The sequence below is a fragment of the Pseudomonas sp. GW822-FHT04H02 genome, from assembly GCF_058800645.1.
Genome location: NZ_JBXAMM010000006.1, coordinates 25,791 through 49,571, shown reverse-complemented (window position 1 = coordinate 49,571; position 23,781 = coordinate 25,791). Strand labels below are relative to the sequence as shown.

The following is a 23,781-nucleotide window of genomic DNA, read 5'->3' as shown; positions in this document are numbered from 1 at the left end:
CAAGACTCATACCGCTGCAGCGCGGGTGGTCCCACTCGTTTTTTGTTCGGTGGGCGCGCCCTGCTCTATTGGCAGGATCAGGTGCTCGGGCACCGCGCCATGCCACTTCTTCGCACAGGCGTAGTACAACGCCGCGGGCACCACCAGGCCGATGATCCAGGAGATGTCGGTATCTCCGAGGCTCGCCACCAGGGGGCCGGTGTAGAAGTGGGTGGAAATGAACGGCATCTGAATCAGCACGCCGAACACATAGATACTGATGCCCATGACATTCCAGCGGCCGTAGCGACCGTCCGGATTGGACAGCGCGGGGATGTCATAGCGCTCCTTGGTAATGCAGTAGAAATCCACCAGGTTGATCGCACTCCAGGGCGTGAAGAACGCCAGCAGGAACAGGATGAAGGCGGAGAAATCCTTGAGGAACGAATCCTTGCCCAACAGTGCCAGGGTGGCGGCAAGCGAGACCATGATGAAGATGTAGAACAGGCGCACACCGCTGCCGATATGCCGGCTGCCGCGAAAGCCGCTGATGATGGTGGCGATCGACATGAAGCTGCCGTAGGCATTCAACGTGGTCACCGTGACCTTGCCGAAGGCCACGGCGAAATACAGCAGGCCGGCGACGATACCGGTACCGCCGAGGCTGACGATGAACGACACCTCGTGGTGGGCGAACTGGGACCCGGCCAGGGCCGCCGCGAAGACCCCGAAGACCATCGCGGCCTGGGCCCCGATCACCGAACCCAGGCCTACGGCCCAGAAGGTTTTCGCCGCCGAGGTGCTGCGCGGCAGGTAACGCGAGTAGTCCGCCACATAAGGGCCGAAGGCGATCTGCCAGGAAGCCGACAGCGATACCGCCAGCAGGAAGCTGGCCAGGGAAAAATGCTTGTTGCCGAGCAGGGCCGTGATGTCGTTGCCTGCCAGCAGCTTGTAGAACAGGTAGATGAAGGCCACCACGCCAAGCACGCTGGCGATCCGCCCGATGCCGTGGATGACCCGGTAGCCGAAAATGGTGAAGACCATGATCGAGCCGGCGAACAGCAAGATGCCGGCCCAGTCTTCGACGTGCAGCAGTTGCGCCACCGCCTGCCCCGCCAGCAGCGAACCGCTGGCGGAAAAGCCGACGTACATCAGGCACACCAGCACCAGGGGAATCACCGCACCGTACACGCCGAACTGCACGCGGCTGGAGATCATCTGCGGCAGCCCCAGTTGCGGGCCCTGGGCGGCATGCAGGGCCATGACCCCGCCACCCAGCAACTGACCGACCAGCAAGCCGATCAGCGACCAGAACACATCACCGCCCAGGACCACTGCCAGGGCGCCGGTGACAATGGCGGTGATCTGCAGGTTGGCGCCCAACCACAGGGTGAATTGACTCAAGAGACGACCGTGTCTTTCCGCTTCCGGGATGTAGTCGATCGAACGCCTTTCGATCAACGGTTTGTTGCTTGCACGATCATTCGCTAAAGCCATGGACGTCGAACCTCTAGTGGGCACTGCAGACGATTTCCCCTGTAGGAGCGAGCGGGCTCGCGAGGCGGTGTGCCTGATGCACCGCGGTGCATGCTTGGCCAGCAAGCTGGCTCCTACAGAGGGCGGTGGTTACTTGCCGGTGATCATCGGCAGATTCAGGCCCTGTTCCTTGGCGCAATCGATGGCGATCTGGTAGCCGGCATCGGCGTGACGCATCACCCCGGTGGCCGGGTCGTTGTGCAGCACCCGGGCAATACGCTCGGCCGCTTCATCGGTGCCGTCGCAGACGATCACCATCCCCGAATGCTGGGAGAAGCCCATGCCGACGCCGCCGCCGTGGTGCAGGGAAACCCAGGTCGCGCCACTGGCGGTGTTCAACAGGGCATTGAGCAGCGGCCAGTCGGACACGGCATCGGAACCGTCCTGCATGGATTCGGTTTCACGGTTCGGGCTGGCCACGGAACCGGAGTCCAGGTGGTCGCGACCGATGACGATCGGTGCCGACAGCTCGCCGCTGCGGACCATTTCGTTGAAGGCCAGGCCGAGCTTGGCGCGCAGGCCCAGGCCAACCCAGCAGATCCGTGCCGGCAAGCCCTGGAAGCTGATGCGCTCGCGCGCCATGTCCAGCCAGTTGTGCAGGTGGGCGTCGTCGGGGATCAGTTCCTTGACCTTGGCGTCGGTCTTGTAGATGTCCTGCGGATCACCGGACAGCGCCGCCCAGCGGAACGGGCCGATGCCACGGCAGAACAGCGGACGGATATAGGCCGGGACGAAGCCAGGGAAGTCGAAAGCGTTTTCCACGCCCTCTTCCTGGGCCATCTGGCGGATGTTGTTGCCGTAGTCGAAGGTCGGAACCCCCATTTTCTGGAAGTCCAGCATGGCTTGGACGTGCACGGCCATGGACTGCTTGGCCGCCTTGATCACCGCCGCCGGCTCGGTCTGGGCGCGGTCACGGTACTGCTCCCAGGTCCAGCCCTTGGGCAGGTAGCCGTTCAGCGGGTCGTGGGCGCTGGTCTGGTCGGTGACCATGTCCGGGCGCACGCCGCGGCGTACCAGTTCCGGCAGGATCTCGGCAGCGTTGCCGCACAGGGCAATGGAGATGGCACGGCCTTCGGCGGTGTATTTCTTGATCCGCGCCAGGGCGTCGTCCAGGTCGGTGGCCTGCTCGTCGACGTAGCGGGTCTTGAGGCGGAAGTCGATGCTGGTCTGCTGGCACTCGATGTTCAGCGAGCAGGCCCCGGCCAGGGTCGCGGCCAGTGGCTGGGCGCCGCCCATGCCGCCCAGACCGGCAGTCAGTACCCAACGGCCCTTGAGGTTGGAATCGTAATGCTGGCGGCCGGCTTCGACGAAGGTTTCATAGGTGCCCTGGACGATGCCCTGGCTGCCGATGTAGATCCAGCTGCCGGCGGTCATCTGGCCGTACATGGCCAGGCCCTTGGCATCCAGTTCGTTGAAGTGTTCCCAGCTGGCCCAGTGCGGCACCAGGTTGGAGTTGGCGATCAGTACCCGCGGGGCATTGCTGTGGGTCTTGAACACGCCCACCGGCTTGCCGGACTGCACCAGCAGGGTTTCGTCGTCATTCAGATGGGTCAGGGCCTCGACGATCTTGTCGTAGCACTCCCAGTTGCGCGCCGCGCGGCCGATGCCGCCGTACACCACCAGTTCCTTGGGGTTCTCGGCAACTTCCGGGTCGAGGTTGTTCATCAGCATGCGCAGCGGCGCTTCGGTCAGCCAGCTCTTGGCGGTCAGCTTGTTGCCGCGTGCAGCACGGATTTCGACGTTACGGTATTTAGTTGGCTTGCTGTCGGTCACGGAAAAACTCCTCGGCGATGAGTCCAAGGTGCGAAGAGGATTCCATCGACTCTTACGCACACATATTTACTTGTACATACAAGCATATGCAATCAAGCGGCCAACTCCCTCAAGATCATTCTCATAAACCTGACGAACACATCGCAGGCCTTGTAGAACGGGGCTTTCAACCAAAGATAAATTTTCAGCGAAGGTTTTTTGCCACGCGCGCGGCTGTTACCAGGATGGGCTTTTGCGCCGAGCTGGGGCGTTCGGTAACAAATGAGTGCGCGCAAGAAACAGCAGGCGCGCCGGCGCAGGCACGCAGGACCCCGCACGAAGCCGAGGGCAACCAAGCACGAATAAAGAAAGGAGGTTTGCAGCATCCGCAGGCCGTATCCCGGCCTGCGGCAAGACGCGATGAATCAGCGGGCGGTGAGTTCGATCACGCAGCACAGCCCGTCCAGGGCGACTTCCAGCAGCCCGCGATTGCCTTCCAGGCGCAGGCAGTCATAACGCCCCAGTGCTTGCACCGGTGCGCTACCGGTATCCACCCAGGCTTGCTCGGCAGCACTGAACAGCAACAAGGTGTGCGCCTGAGTGAAAAACCGCTGCTGGCCATCGAGCCACTGCAAACGGGCGACGTAGCGCTGTGGGCAATAGATCAGGTTGAAGTCGCGGATCGCCCCCTCCAGCAGTGTGCAATCGACCTGGCTGGCGCCGCTGAAGGCAAAGGCGTCCAGAGGCAACAGCGGCCGCACATCCTCGCCATCGATGGTCAGTTGCATGCCCGCGCCCTGGAGCACGGTGATGACCCGCTGGTAACCGGCAAAACTGGAAAACCCGCCGGACTCGGCGATATCGGCAATCGACAGGCGCCAGCCGAAACCGTCCAGGCCGTCACCGGTATCCCGGGCAATCTCTTCGGTGCTGCCTCCACCGTTTTTCCAGGGCATGCGTGGGTAGTCGGCGGCACGCAGATGGGTGAGCTGGATCATTTGTGAAAGCGCCCTTCCAGACGATGACGGGAACCGGGGTGGATCAGCCGCGCGGCGGTCACCGGCTGGCGCCCGGACCAGGTGCGACGGCGAATCAGCAGGCAAGGCTCGCCCCGCTCGATCTGCAGCAGCCGGCATTCTTCGGCTTCGGCGAGAATCGCCTCCACCACATGCTCGCCCTCGGTCAGGGGCGCGACCTGGGACAGATAGGCGTAGGGGGTCTGCAGGGTGAAGTCCTGCTTGAGGTACTCCGGCGCCACCAGGGCGTTGACGAAACGGTCCTCGATCTGCACCGGGATGTCGTTCTCGAAATGCACGATCAGCGAGTGGAAGACCTTCTGCCCTTCACGCATGTCCAGGGCCAGGGCACGCTCGGAACCGGCGGCCTCCTCGCCCAGGGTGATCACCTGGCAGGTGTGGCGATGACCGCGAGACGCGATCTCGTCGGCAATGTTGTGCACTTCGAACAGGGCGGACTGGCTCTTGGGTTCGGCGACGAAAGTGCCCACGCCCTGCATCCGCACCAGCATGCCTTCGGCCGTCATCTCGCGCAGCGCGCGGTTGATGGTCATGCGGCTGAAACCCAGCTGATTGACCAGCTCGCTTTCCGAGGGAACACGGTAGTGCGGCGGCCAGTTTCCGCTCTCGATCTGCTGGGTGATCATCTGTTTGACGCGGGCGTACAAGGGCGCCGGACTATCGCCCAAGTGGGCAGCCAGCGGCGATTTGGCAGGCGGAGTCGGCACAGGAAATCCTTGTTGATCGATAAAGGTGGCTAGCTTGCCGGAGTTTACCGGGCAGGCAAACGTCTGTATATGTATATACAAATAACAAACGATAGGGTGCTTGAACCATGTCCGCCTTTTTCGCCGAACGTGCACTGCTGCCTGATGGCTGGGCCAACCATGTACGCCTTGAAGTCAGCGCTAACGGCCAACTGACACAGATCCAGGCCAACGCCAGCGCAGACGGCGCGGAACGGCTCAAGGGCCCGCTGCTGCCGGGCATGCCCAACCTGCACTCCCATGCATTCCAGCGGGCCATGGCCGGGCTGGCGGAAGTGGCCGGCAACCCCAATGACAGCTTCTGGACCTGGCGCGACCTGATGTACCGCCTGGTGGGCAAGATCAATCCCGAGCAGTTGGAAGTCATCGCCCGGCAGCTGTATATCGAAATGCTCAAGGCCGGCTACACCTCGGTAGCTGAATTCCACTACGTGCATCACGACAGCGACGGCAAGCCCTACGCCGACCCCGCCGAACTGTCCCGACGCATCAGCCAGGCCGCCGCCGGCAGCGGTATCGGCCTGACCCTGCTGCCAGTGCTCTACAGCCACGCAGGCTTTGGTGGCCAGGCACCGAATGACGGCCAGCGCCGCTTCATCAACAGCACGGAAAACTACCTCAAGCTGCAACAGCACTTGCAGCCGCTGCTGGCGCAGCAGGCCAACCAGCAACTGGGCCTGTGCTTTCACTCGTTGCGAGCGGTCACGCCACAGCAGATCAGCGAAGTGCTGGCTGCCAGTGATCGCCATTGCCCGGTGCATATCCACATCGCCGAGCAGCAGAAGGAAGTCGACGACTGCCTGAGCTGGAGCGGCCGGCGTCCATTGCAGTGGCTGTATGAAAACGTCGCGGTGGATCAGCGCTGGTGCCTGGTCCACGCCACCCACGCCAACCCCGAGGAAGTCAGCCTCATGGCCAGAAGCCGGGCCATCGCCGGCCTGTGCCTGACCACCGAGGCCAACCTGGGCGACGGTATTTTCCCGGCGGTGGACTTCCTGGCCCAGGGCGGGCGCCTGGGCATCGGCTCCGACAGCCATGTGTCCTTGAGCGTGGTGGAAGAGCTGCGCTGGCTGGAGTACGGCCAGCGCCTGCGGGACCAACGCCGCAACCGCCTGTACCGCGCCGACCAGCCCATGGTCGGCCGGACCCTGTACGACGCCGCGCTGGATGGCGGGGCCCAGGCCCTGGGACAAGGCATTGGCGCCCTGGCCGTGGGTACCCGCGCCGACTGGCTGGTGCTGGATGGCAACGACCCCTACCTGGCCACCGCCGACGGCGACGGGATTCTCAACCGCTGGCTGTTCGCCGGCGGCGACCGTCAGGTGCGCGATGTGATGGTGGGTGGGCAGTGGGTCGTGCGCGACGGGCGTCACGCCGCCGAAGAAGACAGCAGCCGGGCCTTCACCCAGGTCCTGCGTGACCTGCTCAACTAACCCCGACCTGTAGGAGCCGGCTGGCCGGCGAAAGCATTCTCACGAACGCCTTCGCCGGCCAGCCAGCTCCTGCGGATGAGCTTATTTCGAGGTCTTGGCCATGGCCGAGTCCGACACCCGCCAGATCAGCCGCGTGGTGTCATATCCCTGCTGGCGAGCCTTGCTCAGCAGCTCCTCGCGCACCGTTTCGTTGACCTCCTTGGTCCGCGACAGCAGCCACAGGTAACGGCGGTTCGGGTTGCCGACAATCGCGGTCTTGTAGTCATCGCTGACGTACAACACCCAGTAGTCGCCCTTGGTAGCGCCCGGCAGCAGCCGCGAGAACCAGTTATCGAACTCCACCCACAGCTTGTCGGTCTTGCCCGGCACTTGAGGCGTGGCCGTACCACGGGCCTCTTCCCATTTCCATTCCGGCGTCAGGCAGCGATTGAGCACCGCCACGTTGCCCTCCGGCAGCAGGGTATAGCGAGCCTCGGATTGCGCACAGTTGCGCTGGAAGTACATGGGCAACCGCGCCAGCTCGTACCAGGTGCCCTGATAACGCTTGAGATCGACGTGGTTGACGGTCTTGGGCGCCAGCGAATCGTCCCGGGACGTGGCGCAGCCGGCCAAGAGCAGGCCGACCAGAAGAGTGACAGCAAAACGCATCATTATTTTTCTCCCGTGGGCCCGAAGCCCCGGTTTTTTTACTTCAGGCCTTGCCCGGAAAACATCAGAACCTTGTCACCGGCGTACTGCACGCTGATAAAGCTGTTCTTGTCACCCCAGGTGCAGCTGGACATGCCCAGCGCGCCCGAACAGTCAGTCGGCTTGCCCAGGAGTTGTTCGACCTCGGCCTTGGGCATACCCGCCGACAGCTTGGAATAGTTTTCCTGATTGACCTTGCTGCACGCGGCCAGCAGCACGCAGAACGACAACAGAGCGAGAGAACGCAGGGACATGGTGAACTCCTGAACAAAAGGGGGAAGGCCTGTCAGCCAACCAGAAGCTTAGAAGAGAAAACCCCCTTCTGGTTCCCCGGGGAGACGGGTATTTCTTGCCTGGCAAACCGGGCAATTGCCTCGTAAATCAAGGACCTTTTTGCCGCACCTGACAGTTCGTCGGCTTTGTGCATCTGCCCCTCATTTTCAGTGGTGGCCAGTCGACATAAGATGCAGCGCAAAGCCCTCCACTGTGGCAAATTGACGCCCCTCGTTGACCAGCCCCTCGCGGTAGTTCATTTAATGACCAGAAATATGAAGTTCAGCCACAAGATCCTGCTCGCCGCCGCCCTTGTGGTTGCCGTTGCGTTCGCCTGTTTTATTCTGTTCAACGACTATCGACAGCGAGAGGCCCTGCGCAGCAGCACCGAAGCCTCGATGCAGGAACTGGGCAGCCTGACCACCAGCAACATCCAGACCTGGCTGGAGAGCCGCATCCAGCTCCTGCAATCCCTGGCCCAGCAGATCGCCGTGGACGGCAGCGGCGCCGATAGCCTGAAACGCAGCGTCGGCCTGCCCGCCTACACCGGCAACTTCCAGCTCAGCTACTTCGGGGGCCAGGACGGCGTGATGTTCTCGGTACCGGCCGGCAACCGCGCCGCCGATTACGACCCCCGTGCCCGCGGCTGGTACAAGGCAGCCACCGGCGCCCAGCGGACCATCGTCACCGAACCCTACATCGCCGCCTCGTCGGGCAAGCTGGTGATCACCGTCGCCACCCCGGTACAGCACCAGAACCAGATGATCGGTGTGGCCGGTGCCGACATCGACCTGTCGAGCGTCAGCGCCATCATCAACTCACTGAACTTCGGCGGCCACGGCCATGCCTTCATCGTCAGTGCCGAGGGCAAGATCCTCATCCACCCTGACAGCAAGCTGGTGCTCAAGAACCTGAGCGAGGCCTACCCCAACGCAGCGCCGAACGTCAGCCCGGGCCTGAAAGAAGTACAGCAGGGCGGCAAGACCCAGTTCATTTCCTTCACCCACGTCAATGGCGTGCCCTCGGCCGATTGGTACGTGGCCCTGGTCTTGGACCAGGACACCGCCTTCGCCATGCTCAGCGAGTTCCGCACCTCGGCCATCATCGCCATGGCCATTGCCGTGGTGATCATCATCAGCCTGCTGGGCATGCTGATCCGCATGCTGATGCAGCCCCTGCACCTGATGGGCCGGGCCATGCACGATATCGCCGAAGGTGAAGGCGACCTGACCAAACGCCTGGTGATCCACGGCCACGACGAATTCGGCACCCTGGGAGTGTCGTTCAACCGTTTCGTCGAACGCATCCACAGCTCGATCCGCGAAGTGTCCTCGGCCACCGGCCAGGTCAACGAAGTGGCCCTGCGGGTCGTGGCTGCCTCCAATTCGTCGATGTTCAACTCCGACCAGCAGGCCTCGCGCACCAGCAGCGTGGCCGCAGCCATCAACCAGCTGGGCGCCGCCGCCCAGGAAATCGCCCAGAACGCAGCCCTGGCCTCGCAGCACTCCAGCGACGCCCGCAGCCTGGCGGAAGACGGCCAGCAGGTAGTGGACAAGACCATCGCCGCGATGCACCAGCTGTCGGCCAAGATCAGCAGCTCCTGCGACAACATCGAAACCCTCAACAGCAGCACGGTGAACATCGGGCAGATTCTGGAGGTGATCACCAGCATCTCCCAGCAGACCAACCTGCTGGCCCTCAACGCCGCCATCGAAGCCGCCCGCGCCGGTGAGGCCGGGCGCGGCTTCGCAGTGGTAGCGGACGAAGTGCGCAACCTCGCCCACCGCACCCAGGATTCGGCGCAGCAAGTGCAGAAGATGATCGAGGAACTGCAGGTAGGCGCCCGTGAAGCGGTGGGCACCATGACCGAAAGCCAGCGCGAGAGCGAGAACAGCGTGGGCATTGCCAACCAGGCCGGCGAGCGCCTGGGCAGCGTGACCCAGCGCATCGGCGAGATCGACGGCATGAACCAGTCGGTGGCCACCGCCACCGAGGAGCAGACCGCCGTGGTGGAGTCGATCAACGTCGACATCACCGAGATCAACACCCTCAACCAGGAAGGCGTGGAAAACCTCCAGGCCACCTTGCGCGCCTGCGCCGACCTGGAGCAGCAGGCCAAGCGCCTGCAGCATCTGGTGGGCAGTTTCCGTATTTAAAGGAACGGCTTCGCCGGCTTGCCGGCGAAAGCGCTCTTAAAAACGCGAACCGGGCTCGCGCAGGAAAGCCAGTTCCTCGGCCGTGGATTCGCGGCCCAGGATGGCATTGCGATGGGGGAAGCGCCCAAAGCGGGCAATGACTTTCTGGTGCCGTTCGGCGTAGTCCAGGTTGTCGGCAAACACTGCACGCTCGTCCGCTGGCTGTTCATCGTGCAGGGCGGTAAAGCGTGAAACGCTCTCATTCTGCACTGCCAGGTTTTCGCAGTGCTCGAACACCAGGTAGATGAAGCAGCGCTGCATGGCCGGCAGGCGCCGGTCAAAATCCGCGGCGATACCCTGGGCCACCAGTGCCTGGGCACGCAGGTCGCCGGCAAATGCCTTGGGAGTGTCGCGATAGATCATCCGTGGCAGTTGGTCGAGCAACAGCACCATGGCCAGCCAACCTTGGGGGCTTTGCGCCCATTCGGTCAAACCGCCAGCCAGGGCCTGCTCCACCAGGCCGGCGAAACGCTGACGCGCTTCGAGGTCCTGGCTGTCGCGCTTGCCAAACCACAACCGGCCCTTGGCAGCGACAATCTCCGCCGGCTTTTCGGCTGAACCGAACCACCAATCAAGCAGAGGCTGCCAGGGCGCGCTCATGATTTATTCCTTGTGGTAGCCGGTCACGCGGGCCACTTCTTCCTTCGAGCCGAGGAACACCGCCACACGCTGGTGCAGGCCTTCAGGCTGAATGTCGAGAATGCGCTTGTGACCATCGGTGGACGCGCCGCCGGCCTGTTCCACCAGGAACGACATCGGGTTGGCTTCGTACATCAGGCGCAGCTTGCCCGGTTTTTCCGGCTCGCGGCTGTCCCGTGGGTACATGAACAGGCCGCCACGGGTCAGGATACGGTGCACGTCAGCCACCATCGCCGCGACCCAGCGCATGTTGTAGTTCTTTTTCAGCGGGCCGGTGTCGCCCGCCAGCAGTTCTTCCACGTAGCGCTTGACCGGGGCTTCCCAGTGACGCTCGTTGGACATGTTGATGGCGAATTCCTGGGTGGATTCCGGAATCTTGATGTCTTCGTGGGTCAGGACGAAGCTGCCCATTTCGCGGTCCAGGGTGAAGCCTTTGACGCCGTCGCCCAGGGTCAGCACCAGCATGGTCTGCGGGCCGTAGATGGCGTAACCGGCAGCGACCTGCTGGGTGCCCGGCTGCAGGAAGGCCTTTTCATTCAGGGCTTCGTTCTGGCTCAGGTACTCGTTCGGGCAGCGCAGTACCGAGAAAATGGTGCCGACCGGTGCGTTGATATCGATGTTCGAGGAGCCGTCCAGCGGGTCGAATACCAGCAGGTAGGCGCCTTTGGGGTACTTGCCCGGGATCTGGTAGGCATTGTCCATTTCCTCGGACGCCATGCCGGCCAGGTGGCCGCCCCATTCGTTGGCTTCGAGCAGGATCTCGTTGGAGATCACGTCGAGCTTCTTCTGCACTTCGCCCTGCACGTTTTCCGTGCCCATGCTGCCCAGGACACCGCCCAGGGCGCCCTTGGAAACGGCGTGGCTGATCTCCTTGCAAGCACGCGCCACCACTTCGATCAGGAAGCGCAGATCGGCAGGAGTGTTGTTGCTGCGGGTCTGCTCAATCAAATAGCGACTCAGGGTAACGCGGGACATGGAAGGCTCCGGAGGAATGGGGGGCTAAAAACCCGCGCAGTTTAACGCGAGTCGAGGCGCATTTCCTCCTCTCAGACAGGGAACCGCCAGTTAGAGTTCAGGCGCCGGTTTCAGCGTAGTCAAAAACCCCGGGCACGATGGACCTTGGTGGCGAGGGAGCTTGGTCCCTCGCCACACCTGCCCGCCTCAGGCCGCGGGTTTGCGCAACATGCTGAAGGCCATGCCGGCCAGGGCCAGCACCCCGAGAAGCAATACGGCCCACAGGCCGATCTTCTTCCAGTCCGGCCCGCCTGCCGCCACGGCAGCGGCAGGAGCGACAGTGGCCGAGGCCAGTTGCGCCGCACCCTCGACCTTGGCCTGGCCCAACTGCTTGAGGCGTTGCGCACTGTAGTCGGGGATCAGGGTCGCCAGCGGCAGGTTGGCCGCGCTCGCGGTGGGGTTGCCCAGGGCCAGGGTGTAAGGGCCGGCTCCCCGAGCCAGGAACACCAGTTGGGTGCCACGCACGGCGAACTCCAGGCTCGGGGCCTCGGCGCCCAGGCCGCCACCACGTTCATCCACCACCAGCCTGAGTTGCTGCACGGTCTGCCCCGGCAGTTGCAGTTCGTTCTGCTGCACGTCCTGGCCATTCTGGGTCAGGCGGTACAGCAGGCCATTGCCCAGGGGCTGCCACGGCAGGGTGCTTTCTCGGCGCCCATAAAGCGTGGCCGGAGCCAGGCTGTTGGCCTGGGTCAGGGCAATGCGCACCCGTTCCAGGTTCAAACCCATGGGCAGCTGCCAGGTGTACTCGCCGGCCTTGGCACTGCTGCCCTTCAGGGGCTGCGACCACACCAGCGGCGATGGCAGGCTGCTGGTGGTACTGCTTTGCAATTGCGCCGAAGTCAGCACCGGCGCCGTTTGCGGGGTGTTCCATAACAGGCGCAGGTAGCGCGCCGTCTGCCCGGGCAAGGCCACTTCATGCTGTTCGACCCGCTCGTCGGCGAACGACAGGCGCGCCACCTGGCCTTCGCCCCAGGGCTGCCAGTGTTGCAGGTCGTCGCTGGCTTCGATGCTGAACCGCTGGAAGCCGTCGCGTTCGCTGGTCCAGTCCAGCACCAGTTGCTGCAACGGTGCCTTGATTGCGCTGGCATCCAGCAACCAGCCACGCAGGACCTCCTCGCCGGCCTCCAGTTGAGTGGAGGGCTGAACCTCCACCAGCGTGCCATTGGTGGTGGATTGCACCCGCACGCTGGGGGTGCTGTCGGCGGCATCTGCCGAGCTGTACAACGGGAACCACTTCACATCGCTGAGCGTGTGCTGCTCGGTGGTCTGCGCCTGCTGGCGCGTCAGGGCATAGGCCTGGGGCTCACCGGCAGCGTTGAACACACGGATATCCCGCAGGTCGGTCTGGCTGGCGTGCAGTTGCACCGCCAACGGCAGTTCCAGGCGATACCAGGGCCCCTCGCCGCTCAGGCTCAGGGGTGCCAGGGACTTGAAGTCCCCCGGTTTGTCCTGGGCCACGGCGGACAACGCCACACACAGGCCCACAGCCCCCAACCAGCCCAGGCTCAGCTTCACACTCACGATGACACTCCTTCATTCAACGGTTTGCCGGGCTCGGCTTGCGCCTCGGCGCGCTTGGGCGGCAATGGGGCGAAATAGCCCACCACCAGCAGCAATACTCCCACCCCGATGAACGAGACGATCCGCGCCAGCCCGCCACGGTTGCTCAACTCCACCAGGAACAGCTTGGCCACCACCACGGCAATCAGCACTGCGCCGATCAGCCAGACTTCACGGCGATGACGCAGGTGGCCGCCGATCATCAGGCTCAGGGCAATCAGGGTCCAGACGATGGACAGCCCGGCCTGGACCATCATCGATTCCAGCAACGCATCCGCCTGGAACGGCACGCCGCTCCAATGGTGGGCCGCCCGCATCACCAGCACGGTGAAGAAGGCGAACAGCGACAGCCCCGCCACCAGTTGCGTGGCACGCTCGGCGTAGTCGGCACGGATCGCCAGTTCCCGCACCGCGCTGCGCGACCAGACATAGACGCCGAACAGCGCGAACAGCAGCCCCAGTTCCAGCGGGTTGAGCAGCGGCAGGTAAGGCAGTGGTTCGGCCCGGCCATCGCTGAAGATATTCGCCAGCCAGAACCAGCCGAGCATCAGCACCGCCAGGGGCAGCGCGGCATACAGGCGGTACTCGCGGGAGTGGGCAGAAACCGGCCACGGCCAGGCGCGCGGCGCGGCCATCGCCACCAGGTACAGGCTCGGCAGGATCGCCCAGCCCAGCCAGCGCCAGGCGTTGTACTGCTCGGACAACAGCAGCAGGCCATAACGCAGCTCCAGCGCCAGCACGCCGATCAGCAACCAGCAGCCCAGCACATGGGCAATGCTCGCCACCCGTGCCGGCAGCTGCGACACCAGGCGCCGCTGGCTGAAGAAGTGCACGGCGAACAACAGGGTCCAGGCCAGCCAGCCGAAATCCGCCGCCGGGTGATAGCGCGGAGCCCAGGAAGCCAGGAGCACCAGACCCGCGGCTGGTATCAACAGGCTGCACAACAGGCCCAGGGACGACCATTTCAAACGTACCGCCAGCAGCGCCCAGAGCAACACGCTAGCCGCGCTGATCAGCAACAGCAGGCTGGCCTGCCAATGGGCCGGGGCGAAGCGCAGCACTTCCTTGAGCCAGGTAAAGGCCCACCAGCAGGCGCCCCAGGCCAGCAACAGATCGGACAGATGGCCCAGGCTCAAGGTATCGAAGGCCGAACCATGGTTGCCCCGCTGCAGGCGCCAGGCGCCCACCAGGGCCGCCAGGGCCAGGACCATCGGCGTCCAGAAATCGCCATTGGCCAGAGGCCGCGCAGCGTCCGTCGCCACGAAATACCAACCCGAACCGGCCAGCAGGAAAGTGCTGCCGCCAATCACCTGGAGCACCAGGCCGAAGACAAAGCTGGCCCGCTGCTGCAGATACAGGCTGAGCCAGATGATCAGCAGGCCACTGGCGGCCCAGACGCCACTGGCCGTGCTCCAGGGCAGGACGAACAGCACCGCCAGGTTGATCATCATCAGGCCGGCCAGCAGTACCAGGGACAAGCCCCGCAGCAGCCGCGGATCGCTGCGCACCATGTCATTGCGGGCTGCCATGAGCATGCCGCCGATCAGCGCCAGGCCAATCAGCGAAGCGCTCATCAGCCCGCTCCAGCCGGCGTTGAACACCGCACCGGCATCACCGTCCGCACCTTGCAGGCGCATCAGGAACAGCGCACCGCCCAACAGCTGCACGGCGAAGGCGGTGAACAGGAACGTCCGCGATTGCAGGCGCAGGCCGACAAACAGCGTCGCCAACCCGGCCACCGCCCAGCTGATGGCGGTGCCCTGGGTGAACAGGAACAACGGCGCCAGCAGGTACAGGAAAGCCAGCCCGGCCACCGCCAGGATCGGCGCAATGCCCTGCTCCCAGCTCGCTACCTGGGTCTTCTGCGCCCGCCGCAACTGGTCGAAGCTGAACAGCAGCGCGACGCCCAGCAGCAACGCCCCCAGCGGCGCGCCATCCAGCAGGCTGGTAGCGCCAGGCTGCAGCTTACTGAGGAAGGCCAGGGCCGACCCCAGTTGCAGCAGCAGGGCGAACGCCCGGGCCAGCGGCCGTTGCTGGCGCAGGCCGAGCCAGAAGATTCCCGCCCCTTCCACGGCCCAGGCGGCGCAGGTCCAGCGCGCATCCAGGCCTAGAGGGATCGCCAGGCTGGCGAAGATCACGCCCAGGGCCAGGCAGGTTTCACCCAGCAACAGGGCGCGGCCGCCCATCAGTAGCCGGGCCAGGACCATGTAGGTCAGGCCCAGGGCCAGGGCACTGAAGGAAGCGGCGAACTCCAGGTGCTGGACCAGCGCCAGTTGCAGGCCGAAGCCCACCAGGGGCGGGCCGAAGAGCATGCTGCCGTCGACGTAGTCACCCTTGCGCGCAGACCAGTGCAGCAGCGCCTGGCGGCTGTCATCCGCCGGTGCGTCGGGCATTTCCAGCAGCTTGCGCCGGGTGAACAGCAGGCCAATGGCCAGGTACATGACAAAGAACAGGATCAGGAAGGGCTCGGTGCTCCACAGCAGCTCCGGCGTGTAGGAGCGCAGCCCCCAGGCAAAGCCGATACCGAAGGTGCCGACAAAGCCGATCAGGTTCAGCAGGCGCCAGGCCTTGAACCAGGCAATGGCCAGGATGCCGGCATTGAGCAGGGCGAAGTAACTGAACAGTGCCACATGGCTGCCGGCGCCGGTGGACGTCAGGATCGGTGCGGCAAAGCCGCCCAGGGCTGCAGCGGCCGCCAGACTGAGGGCGTCCTGGGTAATGGCCAGGATCGCCGAAAACACCGTGACCGCCACCAACAGGCCAAGGGCCGCGGAAGGGTCGAGCAACGGATGCAGGCGCATCGCCGCGAACACCGTCAGGTACAGCACGGCGATACCGGTGCCCTGGAGCATCAGGGCGTAGTTGCTGTTGCGCCGCCGCAACCACCAGCCCAGGCCCAGGAGGCCCAGGGAGCAGGCCGCAACCCCGGCGTAGCGCAGCTCCAGCGGCACCACCATGCCTTCGGTGGCGTAGCGCAGAAGGAAAGCCAGGCCTAGGAACAACAGCACCACGCCGACCCGCAGCACAGTGTTGCCGCCAAACAGCCAGTTGCGCGCGCCGCTCAGGGCGCGCTCGATCAGGTTGGGTTCCCGAGGCGCAGCTACGGACTCACGGGCCGGCGCCTGGGGCTGGGGTTGCCATACCGACTCCGGCACCGGCTGGCTGGCCTCCACGGAGGCGGCAGGGCTCGCTGCCGCGGGCAACTCCCAGACCAGCTCGGGGGCAGCCGGCGCCGGCTCCACGGGCTGGACTTCCTCAAGAATGAATTCGGGAAGGTCTGCAAGTTCCGGCGCGGCGCTCATGCCGCTGCCTGCCTCGGCCAGCGGGGCGCTGGCCTGGGGTTCTGAGGCGGGTTCGGCAGCGGGGCCGCCGGTGCTTTCCAGCAGGGCAAGGCGCTGGCCCAGGGTAGCGAGGGCCTTCTTTGCCTTCTCCAGCTCACGATGCTGGTCGACAACTTGTCGATGCAAGGCGTCGGAACGAATCGCCAGGCCGATGGCCAAGCCCGAGACCGCGCCAATCAGGGCGTCGCTGAAGGACTCGTCAAGGAGCCAGCCCAGTCCCCCTCCCAGCAGCATGAATATCCATTGCATGTGTCGATATCCCTAAGCAGTCCATTGACGGACGGGTGCAACCGTATGGGTGCCCGCGCCGGTAAACCGGTAAAGGCCCCTCCCCGCTTGGAAGCCGGACACCAGCCAAAAGACACCGCCGGGGAGGCAAAACGCTGCCCAGTATATCGGCAAGGCCCAACAAACGCTGGGCCTTGTACACACTTCTAGAATTTTCTCAGGGGCCTCATTCCAGGGCCTTCCAGATCTCCGTAGCGTATTCACGGATGGTCCGGTCCGAAGAGAACCAGCCCATGCGCGCAGTGTTGAGCACCGCCGAACGCCACCATTCCTTGGAGTCGTGCCAGCGCTCCTCGACCCGAGCCTGGGCGTTCCAGTAAGCGTCGAAATCGGCGCAGACCAGGAACCGGTCGTAATCGATCAGCGAATCGATCAGCGCGGTATAGCGCGACGGATCGTCCGGGGAGAACACCCCGCCGCGAATCGCCTGCAGCACGTCGTTCAGCCGATGGGAGGCGGCGATGTCCGGCACCGCGCTGAACTCGCCATTGCGTTTGCGCGCCTCCACCTGCTGGGCACTGAGGCCGAAGATGAACATGTGCTCCGCGCCGACCTGCTCGCACATCTCCACGTTGGCGCCGTCCAGGGTGCCGATGGTCAACGCGCCATTGAGGCCGAACTTCATGTTGCTGGTGCCCGAGGCCTCGAACCCGGCGGTGGAGATCTGCTCCGACAGGTCGGCGGCAGGAATGATGCTTTCCGCCAGGCTGACGTTGTAGTTGGGCAAGAACACCACCTTGAGCAAGCCGCGCACCGTGGGGTCATTGTTCACCGTACGGGCGATGTCGTTGGTCAGCTTGATGATCAGCTTGGCCTGGTGATAGCTGGCGGCAGCCTTGCCGGCGAAGATCTTCACCCGCGGCACCCAGTCGGTTTCCGGCTCGGCGCGGATCGCCTGGTACAACGCCACGGTGTGCAACAGGTTGAGCAACTGGCGCTTGTATTCGTGGATGCGCTTGACCTGCACATCGAACATTGCCGCCGGGTTGATCGCGATTCCCAGGCGCTCATGGATGATCGCCGCGAGGGCGCGCTTGCTGTGCAGGCGCTGCTCGGCGAACTGTTTGCGAAAGGCCGGTTTCTCGGCAAAGGGTTCGAGCCCCCTGAGCAGTTCCTCGGGGCTGTCCAGCAGCTCGGGGCCCAGGGCCTCCACCAGCATTTCAGTGAGTTGCGGGTTGGCCTGGTACAGCCAGCGGCGGAAGGTGATGCCGTTGGTCTTGTTGTTGATGCGCTCGGGGTACAGCTTGTGCAGCTCGGAGAACACCGTGCTGCGCATCAACTGGGTGTGCAGCCCGGACACGCCGTTGACGCTGTGGGAGCCGAGAAACGCCAGGTTGCCCATGCGCACCCGGCGGCCGTTGTCTTCCTCGATCAGCGACACCGCCCGCAGCACGTCGAAATCGTGCAGGCCCTTGGCCCGCAGCGAGTCGATGTGCTGGGCGTTGATCAGGTAGATGATCTGCATGTGCCGCGGCAGCATGCGCTCCATCAGGCCCACCGGCCAGGTTTCCAGGGCTTCGGGCAGCAAGGTGTGGTTGGTGTAGGAGAGGGTTTCCACGGTGATCTGCCACGCCGCGTCCCAGGCGATGCCGTGCAGGTCGACCAATTGGCGCATCAGCTCGGCCACGGCGATCGACGGGTGGGTGTCATTGAGCTGGATCGCCGCGTGCTCGCCGAGGCTGAGCACCGAGTCGTGCATGTTCTTGTGGCGGCGCAGCAGGTCCTGCAGCGACGCCGAGACGAAGAAATATTCCTGGCGCAGGCGCAGCTCCTGGCCGGCCTCGGTGCTGTCGGCCGGGTACAGCACCCGGGAAATGCTCTCGGCCCGGGCCACTTCGGCTACCGCGCCCAGGTGGTCACCGGCATTGAAGCGCTCCAGGTGCAGGTCTTCCATGGCCCGTGCCCGCCACAGGCGCAAGGTGTTGACGCTGGCCCCGCGCCAGCCCACCACCGGGGTGTCGTAGGCCACCGCGCGCACCGTTTCCGCCGGCCACCAGACCTGCCGGGTGTTGCCCGCCTCGTCGGTCACGGTGTCGACACTGCCGCCAAAGCCGATGGAGTAGATCACCTCGGGGCGCTCGAACTCCCAGGGGTTGCCGAAATCCAGCCAGTGCTCGGTCTGCTCCTGCTGCCAGCCATCGACGATGGCCTGGCGGAACAGCCCGTGTTCGTAGCGGATGCCGTAGCCGTGGCCGGCGATGCCCAGGGTCGACATGCTTTCCATGAAGCACGCCGCCAGGCGCCCCAGGCCACCGTTGCCCAAGGCCGCATCGGGCTCCAGCAGGCGGATGCGCTCCAGGTCCACCCCCAGGTCGGTGAGGGCCTCGCGGGCCACCTCCAGCAGCCCGAGGTTGCTCAGGCTGTCGAACAGCAGGCGGCCGATAAGGAACTCCAGGGACAGGTAGTACACCCGCTTCTGGCCCTTGCGGTAGATCTGCCGCGTGTGATCCATCCAGTGGTCGACCATGTGGTCCCGCGCGGCCAGGGCAATGGCTTCGAACCAGTCGTGGTCGAAGGCGTGATCCGGGTCTTTGCCTACCGCGTAGGTGAGTTTGGTCAAGACGGCTTCGCGAAAAGCGGCCACCTCAGCGTCGCGAACAAGGGGTTCCTGAGTCATCGATACGACCTCTGACGAGATACACAGTGAGCATGGAATTGTCTGAGCCTAGTCGGTCTGACACGAGGCGAAGGCTCTGGTTCGGCGCTATTTCAAATGGCTCGGCTAAACAGGGAGTCTTCTGCGCCAGCGGGAGAAAAGGATGCAGTTGCCGTGCCGCCAGGTATTGTTCGGCGCCACATGAAGAAAAATCCGACCTAAAGTCGTTCAAAATTCCACCAGTCCCGGTATGATCGCGCGCCCTGGAACACCTGCCGGAAATGACCTTGATGAAGTCCAACCTGATCGCCGCCGCGGAAATCGATCGTCTCGATACCTGGGCCAAGTACACCGCCCCCATGTGCGGCTCCTGCATGTCCAGCTGCTGCACACTGCCGGTGGAAGTGAAGATCAAGGACCTGATCCGCATCGGCATCGTCGATGAATTCGAACGCGGCGAGCCGGCGAAGAACATCGCCAAGCGCCTGCAGAAGGAAGGCATCGTCGAGCGCTACAACCAGAAGTCGGAAATCTTCACCCTGCAGCGCATGAGCAACAACGACTGCCTGTATCTGGATCGGAAAAGCCGCCTGTGCACCATTTATGACAAGCGCCCGGACACCTGCCGCAACCATCCGAAGATCGGCCCGCGCCCGGGTTATTGCGCCTACAAGCCCAAGCCTCAGGTGCGCCCGACCAATACCAGCAGCCGGACCCTGGAACGCTTCTGAGCCCCGGCCTGCGCCTGCAACCCCGTTCCCCATTTAACCCTGCCGCCCTGTAGCCGCTGCCGAGCCTTCGAGGCTGCGAACGGCTGCAAAGCCGCCGCAGTACGGGCCACTGCAGAGTTTCAGATACACCGTTTTACGACCGCTACGCGGTCGAGCGCAGCCTCGCAGGCTCGGCAGCGGCGACAGGACCCGAGCTTTTTCACAGATCAAAAAAAACGCCCCCGGCCGCAAGGCCGGGGGCGTTTTCATTCAGCCGGAACTAAAGACTCAGTTCTTGGCTTTCTTGGCAGCGCGAGTACGCTCGCCTTCGTCCAGGATCTTCTTGCGAAGACGGATGGACTTAGGAGTCACTTCACACAGCTCGTCGTCCTGGATGAATTCCAGAGCCTGTTCCAGGGTGAAACGGACCGGTGGAACCAGGGCGATGGTTTCGTCCTTGCCCGAAGCACGCATGTTGTCGAGCTTCTTGCCTTTGGTTGGGTTCACACCCAGGTCGTTGTCACGGCTGTTCAGACCAACGATCTGACCGTTGTAGATTTCCTGGCCGTGCTCGACGAACAGCTTGCCGCGCGCCTGCAGGGTTTCCAGGGAGTAGGTCAGGGCCTTGCCGGTTTCTACCGATACCAGTACGCCGTTCTGACGGCCGGACATGTGGCCGGACTTCATCGGAGCGTAGCGATCGAAGATCGAGGTCAGGATGCCTGCACCGTTGGTCAGGGTCAGGAACTGGTTACGGAAACCGATCAGACCACGGGCTGGAATGTTGTATTCCAGGCGTACACGGCCCTTGCCATCCGGAACCATGTTGCTCAGGTCGCCCTTACGCAGGCCCATTTCTTCCATGACCTTGCCCTGGGAATCTTCAGGGATGTCGATGGTGACGTTTTCGAACGGTTCCTGCTTCACGCCGTCAACTTCACGGATGATCACTTCAGGACGGCCAACGCCCATTTCGAAACCTTCGCGACGCATGGTTTCGATCAGTACCGACAGGTGCAGCTCACCACGGCCGGAAACCTTGAACTTGTCGGCCGAGTCGCCTTCTTCGACACGCAGAGCAACGTTGTACAGCAGCTCCTTGTCCAGACGCTCCTTGATGTTACGGGAGGTCACGAACTTGCCTTCTTTACCGCAGAATGGCGAGTCGTTGACCTGGAAGGTCATGGAAACGGTTGGCTCGTCGACGGTCAGCGGCTTCATCGCTTCAACAGCGGTCGGGTCGCACAGGGTGTCGGAGATGAACAGCTCGTCGAAACCGCTGATGCAGACGATGTCGCCGGCAGCGGCTTCTTCAACGTCTACGCGGTGCAGACCGTGGTGGCCCATCAGCTTGAGGATACGACCGTTGCGGCGCTTGCCGTCGACGTCGATGGCCACTACCGGGGTGTTGGGCTTGACGCGACCGCGAGCGATACGGCCAACGCCGATCACACCCAGGAAGCTGTTGTAGTCCAGAGCGGAGATCTGCATCTGGAACGGACCGTCACGGTCAACGCTTGGCGCTGGCACGTTGTCGACGATCGACTGGTACAGCGGGGTCATGTCTTCGGCCATTTCGGTGTGGTCCAGACCGGCGATGCCGTTCAGGGCCGAGGCGTAGACGACTTTGAAGTCCAGCTGTTCTTCGGTGGCGCCCAGGTTGTCGAACAGGTCGAAGATCTGGTCCAGAACCCAGTCAGGACGCGCGCCCGGACGGTCGACCTTGTTGATCACCACGATTGGACGCAGGCCGGCTTCGAAAGCCTTCTTGGTCACGAAACGGGTTTGCGGCATAGGGCCGTCTTGAGCGTCGACCAGCAGCAGCACGGAGTCGACCATGGACATTACGCGCTCAACTTCGCCGCCGAAGTCGGCGTGGCCCGGGGTGTCCACGATGTTGATGTGGTAGCCGTTCCAGTTGATGGCGGTGTTTTTCGCCAGGATGGTAATGCCGCGCTCTTTTTCCTGGTCGTTGGAGTCCATCACGCGCTCGTCGTTGAGCTCGTTGCGTTCCAGGGTGCCGGATTGACGCAGGAGTTTGTCTACCAGGGTGGTCTTACCATGGTCAACGTGGGCAATGATGGCGATGTTGCGTAGATTTTCGATCACTTGTGTATCTCGATCAGAGGATTCGGTGTGCTGACAAATGCTGGCAGCGATTAACAATAGATTCAGGCCTGGCCGTTACAGCTGGACGGCGGCGTCGGGGGGCCGGTGACGCAAGCCACAGGCGAACATCCCCGGGCACTTAGCTCGGTCTATAAACGCGCACATTGGCATGTCCCTCACTGAGCAGATGGTGAGCATGCAGGCGACTCATGACGCCTTTGTCGCAATACAGCAGGTACTGGCGCGTAGGGTCCAGTTCCTTGAAGCGGGCGTTCAATGCATAGAACGGCAGCGCTTTTACTTCGATGCCTGCGAGCTCCAGCGGCTGGTCTTCCTCGGCATCCGGATGACGGATGTCGATGACGATCTGACCGGCCAGCGCCTCACTGACTTCTTCAATCTGTACATCCTGGCCCAACTCGTCGATCACCCGATCGATCGGCACCAGTTTGGCCCGCTCGATCGCACGCTCGAGCACCGCCATATCGAATTCTTTCTCTTCATGCTCGACGCGATGGCGCTTGGCATGGGTCTTGGGGTTCACCGAGATGACCCCGCAGTACTCCGGCATGTGCTTGGCGAAGTCGGCGGTGCCGATCTCCACGGCCAGGTCGATGATGTCCTGCTTGTGGCTGGCGATCAGGGGGCGCAGTACCAGTTTCTCGGTCACGCAGTCGATCACCGACAGGTTCGGCAGGGTCTGGCTGGACACCTGGGAAATCGCCTCGCCGGTCACCAGCGCATCGATGTGCAGGCGGTCGGCGATGCTCGACGCGGCACGCAACATCATACGCTTCAAAATGACGCCCATATGACTGTTGTCGACTTTGCCGAGGATTTCCCCGAGCACTTCCTCGAACGGCACGCTGACGAACAGCACGCGCTGGGAGCTGCCGTACTTCTTCCATATATAGTGCGCGACTTCCATCACGCCCAGTTCATGGGCACGCCCGCCCAGGTTGAAGAAGCAGAAATGCCCCATCAGGCCGCGGCGCATGATCTGGTAGGCCGCCACCGTGGAATCGAAACCGCCGGACATCAGGACCAGGGTCTGTTCCAGGGCGCCCAGCGGGTAGCCGCCGATGCCGTTGTGCTGGCTGTGGATCACGAACAACCGTTGGTCGCGAATTTCCATCCGCACTTCGATTTCAGGCTCTTTCAGGGAAATTCCGGCGGCGCCGCACTGCCGACGCAGTTGGCTGCCGACGTATTTTTCCACGTCCATGGAGCTGAATTCATGCTTGCCGGCACGCTTGCAGCGCACGGCAAAAACCTTCCCCGGGAGGGCTTCGCCAAAGTGCTGCTTGCACTTGGCGACGATGTCGTCGAAGTCGCCCAGAGGGTACTCGTCGACCTGCAGGAAATGCGCGATGCCGGGCATGCAGCTCAGGCGCTCGGTCATGTCCTTCAGGGCCTTGGGCTCGCTGACGGCGGTTTCCAGCTCGAGGTTGTCCCACACACCATTGACCACCACGGCCGGGTCCAGGTCGCGGAGCACGGCACGGATGTTCTTCGCCAACTGACGGATGAAACGCGTCCGAACCGGGCGGCTCTTGATGGTGATTTCCGGGAAAACTTTAACGATTAGTTTCATGAAAACAGCGCGCGCTGGGCCAGCCGAAAAAGGGGGGCGCGGATTATAGCGGAAATTGCTCAAGGTTTAACCAGTTTATGTGCAGAAGGTTTTCGATGCACCAAAACGGGTCATTTATTGGCAAAGACGCTACATTGCAGTGCGCCGAATGCCGGCATTCAACCCAATACGTCGCAGAAAGCGTGATTTTGGGGCAGAAAACCCATCTCGGGGCACTGGCATGCAATTTGCTCCCTTGTGAGGCAGGTTGCCATGGCAGAGTATTCGCGCCGGCATCACCCACATTCTAAGG

At 63.3% G+C, this 23,781-nt stretch carries 16 protein-coding genes and 1 pseudogene; 4 read left to right on the top strand and 13 right to left on the bottom strand.

Going from position 1 to position 23,781, the window contains the following annotated elements; genetic code table 11:
• Window positions 1-6: 6 nt before the first annotated feature.
• The 4 genes from AC1RMG_RS24905 to hutC form a co-directional block, all read right to left on the bottom strand.
• On the bottom strand, window positions 7-1,476 hold the full coding sequence (locus AC1RMG_RS24905) for a purine-cytosine permease family protein (protein WP_053156003.1): 1,470 nt from the start codon (window positions 1,474-1,476) through the stop codon (window positions 7-9).
• Between the two features lie 129 nt (window positions 1,477-1,605).
• Window positions 1,606-3,288: a urocanate hydratase gene (gene hutU, locus AC1RMG_RS24900; protein ID WP_011058776.1), complete on the bottom strand. Its 1,683-nt coding sequence runs from the start codon at window positions 3,286-3,288 to the stop codon at window positions 1,606-1,608.
• Between the two features lie 404 nt (window positions 3,289-3,692).
• A complete protein-coding gene (locus AC1RMG_RS24895; RefSeq protein ID WP_011058775.1) occupies window positions 3,693-4,265 on the bottom strand; it encodes a HutD/Ves family protein in 573 nt (190 codons plus the stop codon).
• On the bottom strand, window positions 4,262-5,011 hold the full coding sequence (gene hutC, locus AC1RMG_RS24890; RefSeq protein ID WP_011058774.1) for a histidine utilization transcriptional repressor HutC: 750 nt from the start codon (window positions 5,009-5,011) through the stop codon (window positions 4,262-4,264). Before hutC ends, AC1RMG_RS24895 begins: the two co-directional genes overlap by 4 nt.
• A gap of 107 nt (window positions 5,012-5,118) precedes the next feature.
• On the opposite strand from hutC, the gene AC1RMG_RS24885 reads away from it, so the two are divergent.
• Window positions 5,119-6,483: a formimidoylglutamate deiminase gene (locus AC1RMG_RS24885; RefSeq protein WP_011058773.1), complete on the top strand. Its 1,365-nt coding sequence runs from the start codon at window positions 5,119-5,121 to the stop codon at window positions 6,481-6,483.
• Window positions 6,484-6,564: 81 nt separating this feature from the next.
• On the opposite strand, the gene AC1RMG_RS24880 is transcribed toward AC1RMG_RS24885, so the two are convergent.
• Entirely contained in the window at window positions 6,565-7,134 is a 570-nt protein-coding gene (locus AC1RMG_RS24880; RefSeq protein WP_011058772.1) for a lipocalin family protein, read from the bottom strand.
• Between the two features lie 35 nt (window positions 7,135-7,169).
• Window positions 7,170-7,424: a hypothetical protein gene (locus AC1RMG_RS24875; protein ID WP_011058771.1), complete on the bottom strand. Its 255-nt coding sequence runs from the start codon at window positions 7,422-7,424 to the stop codon at window positions 7,170-7,172.
• A 210-nt stretch (window positions 7,425-7,634) separates the two neighbouring features.
• Here AC1RMG_RS24875 and AC1RMG_RS24870 point away from each other — a divergent pair.
• Window positions 7,635-8,741, top strand: a pseudogene (locus AC1RMG_RS24870) (HAMP domain-containing protein); the annotation flags it as partial.
• A 93-nt stretch (window positions 8,742-8,834) separates the two neighbouring features.
• Entirely contained in the window at window positions 8,835-9,599 is a 765-nt protein-coding gene (locus AC1RMG_RS24865; RefSeq protein WP_370059460.1) for a methyl-accepting chemotaxis protein, read from the top strand.
• Window positions 9,600-9,635: 36 nt separating this feature from the next.
• On the opposite strand, the gene AC1RMG_RS24860 is transcribed toward AC1RMG_RS24865, so the two are convergent.
• From AC1RMG_RS24860 to AC1RMG_RS24840, 5 genes are all read right to left on the bottom strand, one after another.
• Complete coding sequence (locus AC1RMG_RS24860; RefSeq protein WP_011058769.1) at window positions 9,636-10,238, bottom strand: DUF924 family protein; 603 nt, start codon at window positions 10,236-10,238, stop codon at window positions 9,636-9,638.
• A gap of 3 nt (window positions 10,239-10,241) precedes the next feature.
• On the bottom strand, window positions 10,242-11,252 hold the full coding sequence (locus AC1RMG_RS24855; RefSeq protein WP_011058768.1) for a class 1 fructose-bisphosphatase: 1,011 nt from the start codon (window positions 11,250-11,252) through the stop codon (window positions 10,242-10,244).
• A gap of 186 nt (window positions 11,253-11,438) precedes the next feature.
• Window positions 11,439-12,812, bottom strand: coding sequence for a DUF3999 domain-containing protein (locus tag AC1RMG_RS24850; protein ID WP_493170470.1), 1,374 nt, complete (start codon window positions 12,810-12,812; stop codon window positions 11,439-11,441).
• Window positions 12,809-16,441, bottom strand: coding sequence for a DUF2339 domain-containing protein (locus AC1RMG_RS24845; protein ID WP_493170468.1), 3,633 nt, complete (start codon window positions 16,439-16,441; stop codon window positions 12,809-12,811). The genes AC1RMG_RS24850 and AC1RMG_RS24845 overlap by 4 nt, the downstream gene beginning before the upstream one ends.
• Before the next feature lie 205 nt (window positions 16,442-16,646).
• The gene (locus AC1RMG_RS24840; protein WP_041115300.1) at window positions 16,647-19,097 is read right to left on the bottom strand and encodes a glycogen/starch/alpha-glucan phosphorylase; all 2,451 of its coding nucleotides are present in this window, start codon (window positions 19,095-19,097) and stop codon (window positions 16,647-16,649) included.
• Window positions 19,098-19,366: 269 nt separating this feature from the next.
• On the opposite strand from AC1RMG_RS24840, the gene AC1RMG_RS24835 reads away from it, so the two are divergent.
• Window positions 19,367-19,807: a YkgJ family cysteine cluster protein gene (locus tag AC1RMG_RS24835; protein WP_026020056.1), complete on the top strand. Its 441-nt coding sequence runs from the start codon at window positions 19,367-19,369 to the stop codon at window positions 19,805-19,807.
• Window positions 19,808-20,074: 267 nt separating this feature from the next.
• Here the strand turns inward: AC1RMG_RS24835 and typA are convergent, their stop codons facing one another.
• Together typA and thiI are read right to left on the bottom strand one after the other, a co-directional pair.
• On the bottom strand, window positions 20,075-21,895 hold the full coding sequence (typA, locus tag AC1RMG_RS24830; protein WP_019093868.1) for a translational GTPase TypA: 1,821 nt from the start codon (window positions 21,893-21,895) through the stop codon (window positions 20,075-20,077).
• 139 nt (window positions 21,896-22,034) lie between these two features.
• Window positions 22,035-23,489 (bottom strand): tRNA uracil 4-sulfurtransferase ThiI, encoded by a 1,455-nt coding sequence (gene thiI, locus AC1RMG_RS24825; protein ID WP_011058762.1) that lies wholly within the window; start codon window positions 23,487-23,489, stop codon window positions 22,035-22,037.
• Window positions 23,490-23,781: the final 292 nt, after the last annotated feature.

Excerpts from the sequence above, each read along its gene's own strand:
- AC1RMG_RS24875 (WP_011058771.1), bottom strand. The coding sequence starts at position 7,424 with ATGTCCCTGCGTTCTCTCGCTCTGTTGTCGTTCTGCGTGCTGCTGGCC.
- AC1RMG_RS24885 (WP_011058773.1), top strand. The coding sequence starts at position 5,119 with ATGTCCGCCTTTTTCGCCGAACGTGCACTGCTGCCTGATGGCTGGGCC.
- AC1RMG_RS24845 (WP_493170468.1), bottom strand. The coding sequence starts at position 16,441 with ATGCAATGGATATTCATGCTGCTGGGAGGGGGACTGGGCTGGCTCCTT.
- AC1RMG_RS24905 (WP_053156003.1), bottom strand. The coding sequence starts at position 1,476 with ATGGCTTTAGCGAATGATCGTGCAAGCAACAAACCGTTGATCGAAAGG.
- AC1RMG_RS24880 (WP_011058772.1), bottom strand. The coding sequence starts at position 7,134 with ATGATGCGTTTTGCTGTCACTCTTCTGGTCGGCCTGCTCTTGGCCGGC.
- AC1RMG_RS24855 (WP_011058768.1), bottom strand. The coding sequence starts at position 11,252 with ATGTCCCGCGTTACCCTGAGTCGCTATTTGATTGAGCAGACCCGCAGC.
- AC1RMG_RS24865 (WP_370059460.1), top strand. The coding sequence starts at position 8,835 with ATGTTCAACTCCGACCAGCAGGCCTCGCGCACCAGCAGCGTGGCCGCA.
- AC1RMG_RS24860 (WP_011058769.1), bottom strand. The coding sequence starts at position 10,238 with ATGAGCGCGCCCTGGCAGCCTCTGCTTGATTGGTGGTTCGGTTCAGCC.
- thiI (WP_011058762.1), bottom strand. The coding sequence starts at position 23,489 with ATGAAACTAATCGTTAAAGTTTTCCCGGAAATCACCATCAAGAGCCGC.
- AC1RMG_RS24895 (WP_011058775.1), bottom strand. The coding sequence starts at position 4,265 with ATGATCCAGCTCACCCATCTGCGTGCCGCCGACTACCCACGCATGCCC.
- AC1RMG_RS24840 (WP_041115300.1), bottom strand. The coding sequence starts at position 19,097 with ATGACTCAGGAACCCCTTGTTCGCGACGCTGAGGTGGCCGCTTTTCGC.
- AC1RMG_RS24835 (WP_026020056.1), top strand. The coding sequence starts at position 19,367 with ATGAAGTCCAACCTGATCGCCGCCGCGGAAATCGATCGTCTCGATACC.